Below are 12,208 nucleotides of genomic sequence, written 5' to 3'. Positions count from 1 at the left end.
ATGTTCGGAAAATTGACACTGGATGCAGTGCCCTACCATGAACCGATTATCATGGTTACGGTGGCTGCAATTATCATTGGTGGCGCGGCCTTAGTTGGCCTGATCACTTACTTCGGTAAGTGGAGCTACCTGTGGAATGAGTGGCTGACTTCGGTTGACCACAAAAAACTCGGTATCATGTACTGCATCGTCGGTATCGTCATGTTAATTCGTGGCTTTGCGGATGCGATCATGATGCGTAGCCAGCAGGCACTCGCATCTGCGGGCGAAGCCGGCTTCCTGCCGCCGCACCACTACGATCAGATCTTTACCGCTCACGGCGTTATCATGATCTTCTTCGTGGCGATGCCGCTGGTAATCGGTCTGATGAACGTCGTCGTTCCGCTGCAAATTGGTGCGCGCGACGTGGCGTTCCCGTTCCTGAACAACCTGAGCTTCTGGTTCACCGTTGTCGGCGTTATCCTGGTTAACCTGTCACTGGGTGTGGGCGAATTCGCGCAGACCGGCTGGCTGGCGTACCCGCCGCTGTCGGGAATTGAGTACAGTCCGGGTGTCGGTGTTGACTACTGGATTTGGGCGCTTCAGCTCTCCGGTGTCGGTACGACCCTGACCGGTATCAACTTCTTCGTGACCATCCTGAAGATGCGTGCTCCTGGTATGACGATGTTCAAGATGCCGGTATTTACCTGGGCATCTCTGTGCGCCAACGTACTGATTATCGCATCGTTCCCAATTCTGACCGTCACCATCGCGCTGCTGACCCTGGACCGCTATCTGGGCACCCATTTCTTCACAAATGATATGGGTGGCAACATGATGATGTACATCAACCTGATTTGGGCCTGGGGTCACCCGGAAGTGTACATCCTGGTTCTGCCTGTCTTCGGTGTGTTCTCCGAAATCGCGGCAACCTTCTCGCGTAAACGCCTGTTTGGTTACACCTCTCTGGTGTGGGCAACCGTGTGTATTACCGTTCTGTCGTTCATCGTTTGGCTGCACCACTTCTTCACCATGGGTGCGGGCGCGAACGTAAACGCCTTCTTCGGTATCACCACCATGATTATCGCCATCCCTACCGGGGTGAAGATCTTCAACTGGCTGTTCACCATGTACCAGGGCCGTATCGTGTTCCACTCAGCAATGCTGTGGACCATCGGCTTCATCGTTACCTTCTCCGTAGGTGGGATGACCGGCGTACTGCTGGCGGTACCGGGCGCTGACTTCGTTCTGCACAACAGTCTGTTCCTGATTGCGCACTTCCATAACGTTATCATCGGCGGCGTGGTCTTCGGCTGCTTCGCTGGCGTAACCTACTGGTGGCCAAAAGCGTTCGGCTTCACGCTGAACGAAAAATGGGGTAAACGCGCGTTCTGGTTCTGGATCATTGGCTTCTTCGTGGCGTTTATGCCGCTGTACGTGCTGGGCTTCATGGGTATGACCCGTCGACTGAGCCAGCAGATCGATCCGCAGTTCCACCCAATGCTGATGGTTGCAGCGGGCGGTGCAGCGCTGATTGCCTGCGGTATTCTGTGCCAGCTGATTCAGTACTACGTGTCCATCCGTGACCGTAACCTGAACCGCGACCTGACCGGTGACCCATGGGGTGGCCGTACGCTGGAGTGGGCAACCTCTTCTCCACCGCCGTTCTATAACTTTGCCGTAGTGCCGCACATTCACGAGCGTGATGCCTTCTGGGAAATGAAAGAAAAAGGTGAAGCGTACAAGCAACCTGAGCATTACGAAGAGATCCATATGCCGAAAAACAGCGCTGCGGGCATCGTGATTGCCGCTTTCGCAACGGTATTTGGTTTCGCAATGATCTGGCACATCTGGTGGATGGCGATTGTTGGCTTCGCCGGCATCGTAATCAGCTGGATTGTGAAGAGCTTTGACGAGGACGTGGACTACTACGTACCAGTCCGTGAAGTTGAAAAGCTGGAAAATCAGCATTTCGACGAGATTTCTAAAGCGGGGCTGAAAAATGGCAACTGATACTCTGGCGCACTCAACTGCCCACGCGCATGAACATGCGCACCACGATACAGGACCGACGAAAGTCTTCGGTTTCTGGATCTACCTGATGAGCGACTGCATTCTGTTCTGCTGTCTGTTCGCGACCTATGCCGTTCTGGTGAACGGCACAGCGGGCGGCCCGACCGGCAAGGACATCTTTGAACTGCCGTTCGTTCTGGTTGAAACCGCACTGCTGTTATTCAGCTCCATCACCTACGGCATGGCGGCTATCGCCATGTACAAAAACAACAAGAGCCAGGTTGTCTCCTGGCTGGCGTTGACCTGGCTGTTTGGTGCTGGCTTTATCGGGATGGAAATCTATGAATTCCATCACCTGATTATGGAAGGCTTCGGCCCGGATCGCAGTGGCTTCCTGTCCGCGTTCTTCGCGCTGGTGGGTACCCACGGTCTGCACGTGACCTCGGGTCTGATCTGGATGGCAGTACTGATGTTCCAGATCTCCCGCCGCGGCCTGACCAGCACTAACCGTACCCGTATCATGTGCCTGAGCCTGTTCTGGCACTTCCTGGACGTGGTATGGATCTGTGTGTTCTCTGTTGTCTATCTGATGGGGGCGATGTAATGAGTCATTCTAACGATCATGGCGCTTCCCACGGCAGCGTAAAAACCTACATGACAGGTTTCATCCTGTCGATCATCCTGACGGTGATCCCGTTCTGGATGGTGATGAGCGGTTCTGCGTCCAAGCCGGTTATCCTGGGAGCAATCCTGGTAACCGCGGTGATTCAGATTCTGGTGCATCTGGTTTGCTTCCTGCACATGAACACCAAGTCCGATGAAGGCTGGAATATGACCGCCTTTATCTTTACCGTGATTATCATCGCTATCCTGGTAGTCGGTTCCATCTGGATTATGTGGAACCTCAACTACAACATGATGGTTCACTAAGAGCGGCGAGTATGTTTAAGCAATACCTGCAAGTAACGAAACCAGGCATCATCTTTGGCAACCTGATCTCCGTGATCGGAGGGTTCCTGCTGGCCTCTAAAGGCAGCATTGATTACGCCCTCTTTATCTCTACGCTGGTCGGTGTGTCACTGGTTGTTGCGTCCGGTTGTGTATTTAACAACTACATCGACATGGATATCGACAAGAAGATGGAAAGGACCAAAAATCGGGTGCTGGTTAAAGGCCTGATCGCCCCTTCCGTCTCGCTGGTGTACGCCACCTTGCTGGGTATTGCTGGCTTTATGCTGCTGTGGTTTGGTGCTAACCCGCTGGCCTGCTGGCTGGGGGTGATGGGGTTCGTAGTGTATGTAGGCGTCTACAGCCTGTATATGAAACGTCACTCCGTCTACGGCACGCTGATTGGTTCTCTCTCCGGCGCTGCGCCGCCGGTAATTGGCTACTGCGCGGTCACGAACGAGTTCGACAGCGGTGCGCTGATCCTGCTGGCTATCTTTAGCCTTTGGCAGATGCCGCACTCCTATGCCATCGCGATTTTCCGCTTTAAGGATTATCAGGCAGCGAACATCCCGGTTCTGCCGGTCGTGAAGGGCATTTCGGTTGCCAAGAACCACATCACGCTCTACATCATCGCTTTTGCCGTGGCAACGCTGATGCTCTCTCTGGGTGGCTACGCCGGGTATAAATATCTGGCGGTAGCGGCTGCGGTGAGCGTCTGGTGGCTCGGTATGGCCCTGCGCGGATACAAAGTGGAAGATGACAAAGTCTGGGCGCGCAAGCTGTTTGTGTTCTCTATCGTTGCTATCACTTCACTGTCCGTGATGATGTCCGTAGACTTTATGGTGCCGGATTCACATAACCTGCTGACTTACGTCTGGTAAGACTCGCAGGTGAATAAAAGGGTGCTTCGGCACCCTTTTTTATTCATCAAATCCATTAATAACGCATGTAATATTTGTTAAATAACCCTTTATTTACCCCGCCCCTTCCCCGCACTACACTATGGCCTGCTTTTGAACTGAGGTGGTAATGAACGATTATAAAATGACGCCAGGCGAGCTACGCGCGACCTGGGGCTTAGGGACTGTCTTCTCGCTACGGATGCTCGGCATGTTTATGGTCCTGCCTGTTCTGACCACGTACGGCATGGCGCTGCAGGGGGCCAGCGAGGCGCTGATTGGCCTGGCAATTGGTATTTACGGTCTTGCGCAGGCGATATTTCAAATCCCGTTTGGTCTGCTCTCCGATCGGGTGGGTCGAAAGCCGCTGATTGTCGGCGGTCTGCTTATTTTTGTTCTCGGTAGCGTCATTGCCGCCCTCTCCCACTCCATCTGGGGGATTATTCTTGGTCGCGCCCTCCAGGGCTCCGGCGCGATTGCCGCCGCCGTTATGGCGCTGCTGTCAGACCTTACACGCGAACAGAACCGCACGAAGGCGATGGCGTTTATCGGCGTGAGCTTTGGCGTCACCTTCGCGATTGCGATGGTGCTCGGTCCGATTATCACTCATACGCTCGGCCTGCACGCTCTGTTCTGGATGATTGCCGTGCTGGCGACCATCGGCATTGCCTTAACTCTTTGGGTCGTGCCGGACAGTAAAAACCACGTTCTGAACCGTGAGTCAGGCATGGTCAAAGGCTGCTTCAGCAAAGTGCTCGTTGAGCCACGCCTGCTCAAGCTGAATTTCGGCATTATGTGCCTGCACATTCTGCTGATGTCGACCTTTGTTGCCCTGCCCGGCCAGCTTGCCGCAGCGGGTTTCCCGGCCGCAGAGCACTGGAAAATCTATCTGGTCACGATGCTGATATCTTTTGTCTCCGTCGTGCCATTCATCATCTATGCCGAAGTGAAGCGCAAAATGAAGCGCGTCTTCGTGGGCTGCGTTGCGCTGCTGCTGATAGCCGAGATCGTGCTCTGGGGATCCGGCCCGCACTTCTGGGAGCTGGTTGCTGGCGTACAGCTGTTCTTCCTGGCGTTTAACCTGATGGAAGCGCTGCTGCCGTCGCTTATCAGCAAGGAGTCTCCTGCAGGTTACAAAGGCACGGCGATGGGTATCTACTCCACCAGCCAGTTTCTCGGCGTGGCGATCGGCGGCTCGCTCGGTGGCTGGGTCGACGGCCTGTTTGATTCACAAACCGTGTTTCTCGCGGGCGCGCTGCTGGCGACAGTCTGGCTGCTGATCGCCAGCACCATGAAAGAGCCGCGCTATGTGAGCAGCCTGCGGGTAGAAATCCCGGATGATATAGAAATCAGCGATGCGCTGAAGCAGCGTCTGGAAGCAAAAGAAGGCGTGACAGAGGTGTTCATTGTCCCGGAAGAGCGGAGCGCTTACGTCAAAATAGACAGCAAGGTGACCAACCGCTTTGAGGTCGAGCAGGCGCTTAAAACCTAAAAAAAGCCCGGTTAAACCGGGCTTTTCAGTCTTAATCGCGGAAGTTTTTAAACTGGAACGGCTGCCCCAGATCGCCGCCGCGCACCAGCGCCATCACGGACTGCAGATCGTCGCGGGATTTACCGGTCACGCGAATTTCTTCGCCCTGGATCTGCGCCTGCACCTTCAGCTTGCTGTCTTTGATGAGCTTAACGATCTTCTTCTGCACCGCGCTCTCGATGCCCTGCTTGAGTTTGGCTTCCACAAACCAGTTCTTACCGCTGTGGACAAACTCTTCCGGCACGTCCAGAGATGTCCCTTCAATGCCGCGTTTTAACAGCTTGGCACGCAGAATATCGAGCAGCTGATTCACCTGGAAATCAGACTCGCTCAGCACCTTAATGGTCTTATTTGCGTCGTTCAGCTCAAACGACGCCTCAACGCCACGAAAATCGAAACGTGACTCAACTTCGCGGGTTGCGTTCTCAACGCCGTTGCGAACTTCCTGGATATCAACTTCGGAAACAATATCGAAAGATGGCATCTTTTCTTCTCCCTTCACTTTTGTTGCGTTGCATAATACCCGCTACGAGGCATAACTCAACAGAAGCTTAGCTGTATAATTAAGCTGTAACACCTGGCGCAGTTGCAGGTGAGGAGGAACAATGAAAATTACGGTGCTCGGATGCGGAGCGCTTGGTCAGCTGTGGCTGACCGCGCTGCGCAAGCACGGACATGAGGTCCAGGGCTGGCTGCGCGTGCCCCAGCCCTATTGCAGTGTCAACCTGATTGGTGAAGACGGAAGCATTTTTAACGAGTCCCTCACGGCAAACGATCCTGATTTCCTGGCGCAAAGCGACCTCCTGCTGGTGACGCTCAAGGCGTGGCAGGTTTCAGACGCGGTAAAGACGCTGGCCGCGCAGCTCCCCCCCACGTCCCCCATTCTGCTCCTGCACAATGGTATGGGAACCCTTGATGAGCTGAAAAGCGTCCCGCAGCCTCTGCTGATGGCGACCACCACCCACGCCGCGCGTCGCGACGGCAACATTATCGTGCATGTCGCCAGCGGCGTGACGCACATCGGCCCGGCCAGGACACAGGATGGCGACTACAGCTATCTCGCAGACGTGCTGCAGAAGGTTTTGCCGGACGTGGCATGGCATAACAACATTCACCCTCAGCTGTGGCGTAAGCTTGCGGTAAACTGCGTGATCAACCCGCTGACGGCGCTGTGGAACTGCCCGAACGGTGAGCTGAAAAACCATCCGCAGGAGGTGGCGTCCCTGTGTGCGGAAGTCGCGTCGGTAATTGAGCGAGAAGGCCTGCACACCTCAGCAGAGGATTTGCGCTGTTACGTCGAGCAAGTGATTGAGAGTACGGCTGAGAACATCTCCTCAATGCTGCAGGACGTTCGGGCCTTACGCCACACGGAAATCGACTATATCACGGGATATCTGCTAAAGCGCGCCCGCGCGCACGGCATCGCCGTGCCGGAAAACGCCCGTCTGTATGACCTGGTTAAACGTAAGGAGAGTGAATATGAGCGCGTCAGCACTGATCTGCCTCGCCCCTGGTAGCGAAGAGATGGAAGCGGTCACCACCATTGATTTAATGGTACGTGGCGGCATTAAGGTCACCACCGCCAGCGTTGCCAGCGACGGCAGCCTGGCGATCACCTGTTCCCGAGGGGTGAAAATTCTGGCAGATGCACCGCTTGTTCAGGTTGCTGATGGCGATTACGACATCATCGTGCTGCCCGGCGGCTTAAAAGGCGCGGAATGTTTTCGCGACAGCCCGCTGCTGGTCGAGACCGTGCGTCAGTTTCATCTATCCGGCCGCATTGTCGCGGCAATCTGCGCTGCCGCAGGAACGGTGCTTATTCCGCACGACATTTTCCCCATCGGCAACATGACCGGCTTCCCGGGGCTGAAGGACACCATCCCGGAAGAGCATTGGGTGGATAAACGCGTCGTCTGGGACCCTCGCGTCAACCTGCTGACCAGCCAGGGGCCCGGCACCGCAATTGATTTTGGCTTAAAGATTATTGACCTGCTGGTCGGACGCGAGAAGGCCTACGAAGTGGCGTCCTCGCTGGTGATGCCGGCGGGAATTTATAATTATTACGAATAGGTGTTCTCCCTCTCCCCGTGGGAGAGGGTCGGGGTGAGGGCAACAGGCCGCACTCCCCGACAAAACACTACGGGCGATACACCTTCACATTCGCAAAGCCCTGCTCGCGCAGATACAGCGCCTGCAGGCGGCTCATCACCCCACGCTCACACCACAGCAGATACGTTTTGCTCTGATCGAGGTCGCCAAATTTAGTGCTCAGCTTGTAGAACGGCAGCGAAACCACCTCCACGCCTTCCACCTGCAGCGGCTTGTCATCCTGCTCGTCAATGGAGCGGATATCCAGAATCGCATCGTTAGCGCCGAAACCGCTCACGGTTTCAACTTCAACCACTTCCTGCTCGGTCTGCTGGGCAATCTCGCGGATATCAATGTTGGACGCTTCCGCCACCACTTTTTCCAGAATGCTGAAGTCGAAATTCTCTTCTTCCGCTTCGATCTTCGCCTTCACCGCTTTCACCGTCGGGCTTTTTGAGATCACGCCGCAGTATTCCGGCATGGTACGGGCAAAATCTTCGGTGCCGATTTCGCGCGCCAGGTCGATGATGTGCTCTTTATCGTGGGAGATCAGCGGACGCAGGATCAGCGTATCAGAGACGTTGTCGATCAGACGCAGGTTGGTCAGCGTCTGGCTGGAGACCTGGCCCAGCGCTTCGCCGGTGACCAGCGCCTGCACACCGTAGCGTTCCGCCACTTTGGACGCCGCACGCACCATCATGCGCTTCAGCACCACGCCCATCTGGCCGTCGTCCACTTTCTCAAGGATTTCACCGACCACAGGTTCGAAGTTGATCGCCACAAAACGCACGCGGTGGGAGCTGCCGAAGCGGTTCCACAGGTAATGCGCCACCTGACGTACGCCGATTTCGTGCGCCGCGCCGCCCAGGTTGAAGAAGCAATAGTGCACGCGGCAGCCGCGACGCATCAGCATATAGCTGGAGACGCCGGAGTCGAAGCCGCCGGAGATCAGGGACAATACGTCTTCCTGGGTGCCAATCGGGAAGCCGCCGATACCTTCATAGCGCCCTTTCACCAGTAGCAGGCGATCGTTTTCGATCTCCAGGTTCACGGTCACGTCCGGGTTGGTCAGACGTACGCGCGCCGTTTCAACGTGCTGGTTCAGACCGCCGCCAACGTAACGTTCCACTTCAATGGAGCTGAATTCGTGCTTGCCGCGACGCTTCACGCGCACGCAGAAGGTTTTGCCTTCGATCTGATCGCGGTACTGGACCAGCGCTTTCTCGAAGATGTCGTGCATATCGCTGAACGGAACATCTTCCACTTCCAGGATATGGTGGATCCCCGGAATACGGGTCAGCGCGTCGCGAATATCCTGACGTTTGTTTTCGTCTTTGGCGCGCACTTCAACGTGGTCCCAGTGGCGCACCACGGCGAGGGTTTCGTCGTAGTGCTTTAATACGTTACGAATGTTCCCGGTGAGAATTTTAATAAAGCGCAAACGCACAGATTGGCTTTTGATGGTGATTTCAGGGAACAATTTAATGATAAACTTCATGGCGGCAATGTTTCTTAGGCAAGCGTATTAAGGCTTGTAATGGAAAAGAGTACAGCAGCCCACACCCGTGGCTGCATCCAGGCGCGCAAGTATACCACCATCGCGCCGCTCCTGTGCACATTGCGCGTTATTTGATAATTGCCCTGAGTCCGTTACCATGTCGGGGCTGAGAATATAAGAGTCAATTCACTATGCCGAAGAAGAACGACGCACCGGCCAGTTTCGAAACTGCGCTGAGTGAACTGGAGCAAATCGTTACCCGTCTTGAGAGCGGCGATCTCCCGCTGGAAGAAGCGCTCAACGAATTCGAGCGCGGCGTGCAGCTGGCGCGCCAGGGGCAGGTCAAACTGCAGCAGGCCGAGCAGCGCGTGCAGATCCTGCTCTCCGACAGCGAAGAGGCGAAAACCACGCCTTTCACACCGGACGCCGAGTAAATGGATTTTGCCAACGAGCTTCAGGCGCGCGTCGTGCGCGCCAACGACGCCCTGCGCCGATTTATTGCGCCACAGCCTTTTCAGAACACTCCACTGGTTGAAGCCATGCACTATGGCGCACTCTTGGGTGGAAAGCGCCTGCGCCCGTTTCTGGTGTACGCCACCGGCAATATGTTTGGTATCAGCGATAACACGCTGGACGCCCCGGCAGCCGCCGTTGAGTGCATCCACGCCTATTCGCTGATTCACGACGATCTTCCGGCGATGGACGACGACGATCTGCGTCGGGGTCAGCCAACCTGCCACATTAAGTTTGGCGAGGCGAATGCCATTCTGGCGGGTGATGCCCTGCAAACGCTGGCGTTCTCCATTCTGAGCGACGCGCCGATGGCGGAAGTAAGCGACCGCGACCGCCTGGCGATGATCTCCGAACTGGCGATGGCCAGCGGCGTGGCCGGCATGTGCGGCGGTCAGGCGCTGGATCTTGAAGCGGAAGGACGTCAGGTTAATCTGGAACAGCTGGAGCGTATTCACCGCCATAAGACGGGGGCGTTGATTCGTTCCGCCGTTCGCCTGGGGGCACTGAGCGCGGGTGAGCAAGGGCGCAAAGCCCTGCCGATTCTGGACAGATACGCAGAAAGTATCGGTCTGGCATTCCAGGTTCAGGATGACATTCTGGATGTGGTGGGCGATACTGCAACATTGGGTAAACGTCAGGGTGCCGACCAGCAGCTTGGCAAAAGTACCTACCCCGCCCTGCTGGGACTTGAGCAAGCCCAACGTAAAGCCCGGGATCTGATTGACGATGCCCGCCGGTCGCTGAATGAGCTGGCCGCGCAATCGCTGGATACCTCGGCACTGGAAGCGCTAGCGGACTATATAATCCAGCGTAATAAATAAACTATATATCTCGATGAGCCTTTGATGAGTTTTGATATTGCCAAATACCCGACACTGGCGTTAGTTGACTCCACCCAGGAGTTACGTCTGTTGCCGAAAGAGAGCCTGCCGAAGCTGTGCGACGAGTTGCGTCGCTACCTGCTCGACAGCGTAAGCCGCTCCAGCGGCCATTTCGCCTCCGGGCTTGGCACGGTAGAGCTGACCGTGGCGCTGCACTACGTCTATAACACGCCGTTCGATCAGCTTATCTGGGACGTGGGCCACCAGGCCTATCCGCACAAAATTCTGACCGGACGTCGCGATAAAATTGGCACTATTCGCCAGAAAGGCGGCCTGCACCCCTTCCCGTGGCGCGGAGAGAGCGAGTATGACGTACTGAGCGTCGGCCACTCCTCGACCTCCATTTCTGCGGGCATCGGTATTGCCGTTGCCGCCGAAAAAGAGAACAAGCAGCGCCGCACCGTCTGCGTGATTGGCGACGGTGCCATTACCGCCGGTATGGCCTTCGAGGCCATGAACCACGCGGGCGACATCAAGCCGGACATGCTGGTTATCCTTAACGATAACGAAATGTCGATCTCCGAAAACGTCGGCGCGCTGAACAACCATCTTGCGCAGCTGCTTTCAGGCAAGCTCTACTCCTCGCTGCGCGAAGGCGGCAAAAAAGTTTTCTCCGGCGTACCGCCGATTAAAGAGTTGCTCAAACGTACCGAAGAACACATCAAAGGTATGGTCGTACCGGGCACCCTGTTTGAAGAGCTGGGCTTTAACTATATTGGCCCGGTTGACGGCCATGACGTGCTGGGTCTGGTGACCACGCTCAAGAACATGCGCGACCTGAAAGGCCCGCAGTTCCTGCACATCATGACCAAAAAAGGGCGTGGCTACGAGCCGGCGGAAAAAGATCCGATCACCTTCCACGCGGTGCCGAAATTCGATCCGTCCAGCGGCTGTCTGCCAAAAAGCAGCGGCGGCATGCCGAGCTATTCCAAAATTTTCGGCGACTGGCTGTGCGAAACCGCAGCGAAAGACAACAAGCTGATGGCGATCACTCCGGCCATGCGTGAAGGCTCAGGCATGGTGGAGTTCTCCAGAAAATACCCTGACCAGTATTTCGACGTTGCTATTGCCGAGCAGCATGCGGTGACGTTTGCAGCTGGCCTGGCGATTGGCGGCTACAAGCCGGTTGTCGCTATCTATTCCACCTTCCTGCAGCGCGCCTACGATCAGGTTATCCACGACGTGGCCATCCAGAAGCTGCCGGTGCTGTTTGCTATCGACCGCGCGGGCATCGTCGGTGCCGACGGCCAGACGCACCAGGGCGCGTTCGATCTCTCCTTCCTGCGCTGTATCCCGGATATGGTTGTCATGACGCCAAGCGACGAGAACGAATGTCGTCAGATGCTGTTTACCGGCTACCACTATCAGGATGGCCCAAGCGCGGTTCGCTACCCGCGCGGCAATGCAGTGGGCGTCGAGCTGCTGCCGCTGGAAAAACTGCCGATCGGTAAAGGTCTGGTGAAGCGTCGCGGTGAGAAAGTGGCGATCCTGAACTTCGGCACGCTGATGCCGGAGGCGGCGAAAGCGGCTGAAACGCTGAACGCTACCCTGGTGGACATGCGCTTTGTGAAGCCGCTGGATGAGTCCCTGATCCTGAATATGGCTGAGACGCACGACGTGCTGGTCACGCTGGAAGAAAACGCCATTATGGGCGGCGCGGGCAGCGGCGTGAATGAGGTGCTGATGGCAAACCGTAAGGCCGTTCCTGTGCTGAACCTCGGCCTGCCGGACTACTTCATTCCGCAAGGCACCCAGGACGAAGCGCGCGCGGCGATTGGCCTGGACGCTGCCGGTATCGAAGCCAAAATCCGCAGCTGGCTGGCATAACCCCTCCCCCTTTTCCGCTCCTGCTATGCTT

12 protein-coding genes are annotated in these 12,208 nt (G+C 56.2%); 10 read left to right on the top strand and 2 right to left on the bottom strand.

Annotated features, from left to right (window positions below; genetic code table 11):
- The 5 genes from cyoB to AC4ICF_RS05080 all read left to right on the top strand — a co-directional run bounded on the left by cyoB (position 1) and on the right by AC4ICF_RS05080 (position 5,331).
- Positions 1–1,992 carry a cytochrome o ubiquinol oxidase subunit I gene (cyoB, locus tag AC4ICF_RS05100; protein ID WP_116341615.1) on the top strand — a complete coding sequence of 664 codons (1,992 nt, stop codon included), beginning with the start codon at positions 1–3 and terminating at the stop codon, positions 1,990–1,992.
- Entirely contained in the window at positions 1,982–2,596 is a 615-nt protein-coding gene (locus AC4ICF_RS05095; RefSeq protein ID WP_003859057.1) for a cytochrome o ubiquinol oxidase subunit III, read from the top strand. Before cyoB ends, AC4ICF_RS05095 begins: the two co-directional genes overlap by 11 nt.
- Entirely contained in the window at positions 2,596–2,922 is a 327-nt protein-coding gene (locus tag AC4ICF_RS05090) for a cytochrome o ubiquinol oxidase subunit IV (RefSeq protein WP_006176899.1), read from the top strand. Before AC4ICF_RS05095 ends, AC4ICF_RS05090 begins: the two co-directional genes overlap by 1 nt.
- 11 nt (positions 2,923–2,933) lie before the next feature.
- The gene (cyoE, locus tag AC4ICF_RS05085; protein ID WP_061099044.1) at positions 2,934–3,821 is read left to right on the top strand and encodes a heme o synthase; all 888 of its coding nucleotides are present in this window, start codon (positions 2,934–2,936) and stop codon (positions 3,819–3,821) included.
- A gap of 148 nt (positions 3,822–3,969) precedes the next feature.
- Positions 3,970–5,331: an MFS transporter gene (locus tag AC4ICF_RS05080; protein ID WP_316380338.1), complete on the top strand. Its 1,362-nt coding sequence runs from the start codon at positions 3,970–3,972 to the stop codon at positions 5,329–5,331.
- A gap of 31 nt (positions 5,332–5,362) precedes the next feature.
- On the opposite strand, the gene AC4ICF_RS05075 is transcribed toward AC4ICF_RS05080, so the two are convergent.
- Positions 5,363–5,854 carry a YajQ family cyclic di-GMP-binding protein gene (locus tag AC4ICF_RS05075; RefSeq protein WP_023334701.1) on the bottom strand — a complete coding sequence of 164 codons (492 nt, stop codon included), beginning with the start codon at positions 5,852–5,854 and terminating at the stop codon, positions 5,363–5,365.
- A gap of 121 nt (positions 5,855–5,975) precedes the next feature.
- Between AC4ICF_RS05075 and panE the strand changes: the two genes are divergently transcribed.
- Positions 5,976–6,887, top strand: a complete 912-nt coding sequence (gene panE, locus AC4ICF_RS05070; protein ID WP_316380337.1) for a 2-dehydropantoate 2-reductase — start codon at positions 5,976–5,978, stop codon at positions 6,885–6,887.
- Complete coding sequence (yajL, locus tag AC4ICF_RS05065) at positions 6,850–7,440, top strand: protein deglycase YajL (RefSeq protein ID WP_116341621.1); 591 nt, start codon at positions 6,850–6,852, stop codon at positions 7,438–7,440. The genes panE and yajL overlap by 38 nt, the downstream gene beginning before the upstream one ends.
- A 67-nt stretch (positions 7,441–7,507) precedes the next feature.
- On the opposite strand, the gene thiI is transcribed toward yajL, so the two are convergent.
- Entirely contained in the window at positions 7,508–8,956 is a 1,449-nt protein-coding gene (thiI, locus tag AC4ICF_RS05060) for a tRNA uracil 4-sulfurtransferase ThiI (protein ID WP_116341623.1), read from the bottom strand.
- Positions 8,957–9,147: 191 nt separating this feature from the next.
- Here thiI and xseB point away from each other — a divergent pair, with 191 nt between their 5' ends.
- Genes xseB through dxs form a run of 3 tightly spaced genes read left to right on the top strand, consistent with a single transcriptional unit; the run spans position 9,148 to position 12,177 of the window.
- The gene (xseB, locus tag AC4ICF_RS05055; RefSeq protein WP_045909783.1) at positions 9,148–9,390 is read left to right on the top strand and encodes an exodeoxyribonuclease VII small subunit; all 243 of its coding nucleotides are present in this window, start codon (positions 9,148–9,150) and stop codon (positions 9,388–9,390) included.
- On the top strand, positions 9,391–10,290 hold the full coding sequence (ispA, locus tag AC4ICF_RS05050; RefSeq protein WP_116341625.1) for a (2E,6E)-farnesyl diphosphate synthase: 900 nt from the start codon (positions 9,391–9,393) through the stop codon (positions 10,288–10,290).
- Positions 10,291–10,314: 24 nt separating this feature from the next.
- A complete protein-coding gene (dxs, locus tag AC4ICF_RS05045) occupies positions 10,315–12,177 on the top strand; it encodes a 1-deoxy-D-xylulose-5-phosphate synthase (RefSeq protein ID WP_116341627.1) in 1,863 nt (620 codons plus the stop codon).
- The last annotated feature ends 31 nt before the right edge of the window (positions 12,178–12,208 follow it).

It is taken from the genome of Enterobacter sp. ECC_219_Taxon_10 (genome assembly GCF_058354905.1).
This window is presented reverse-complemented; position numbering and strand designations above follow the sequence as displayed.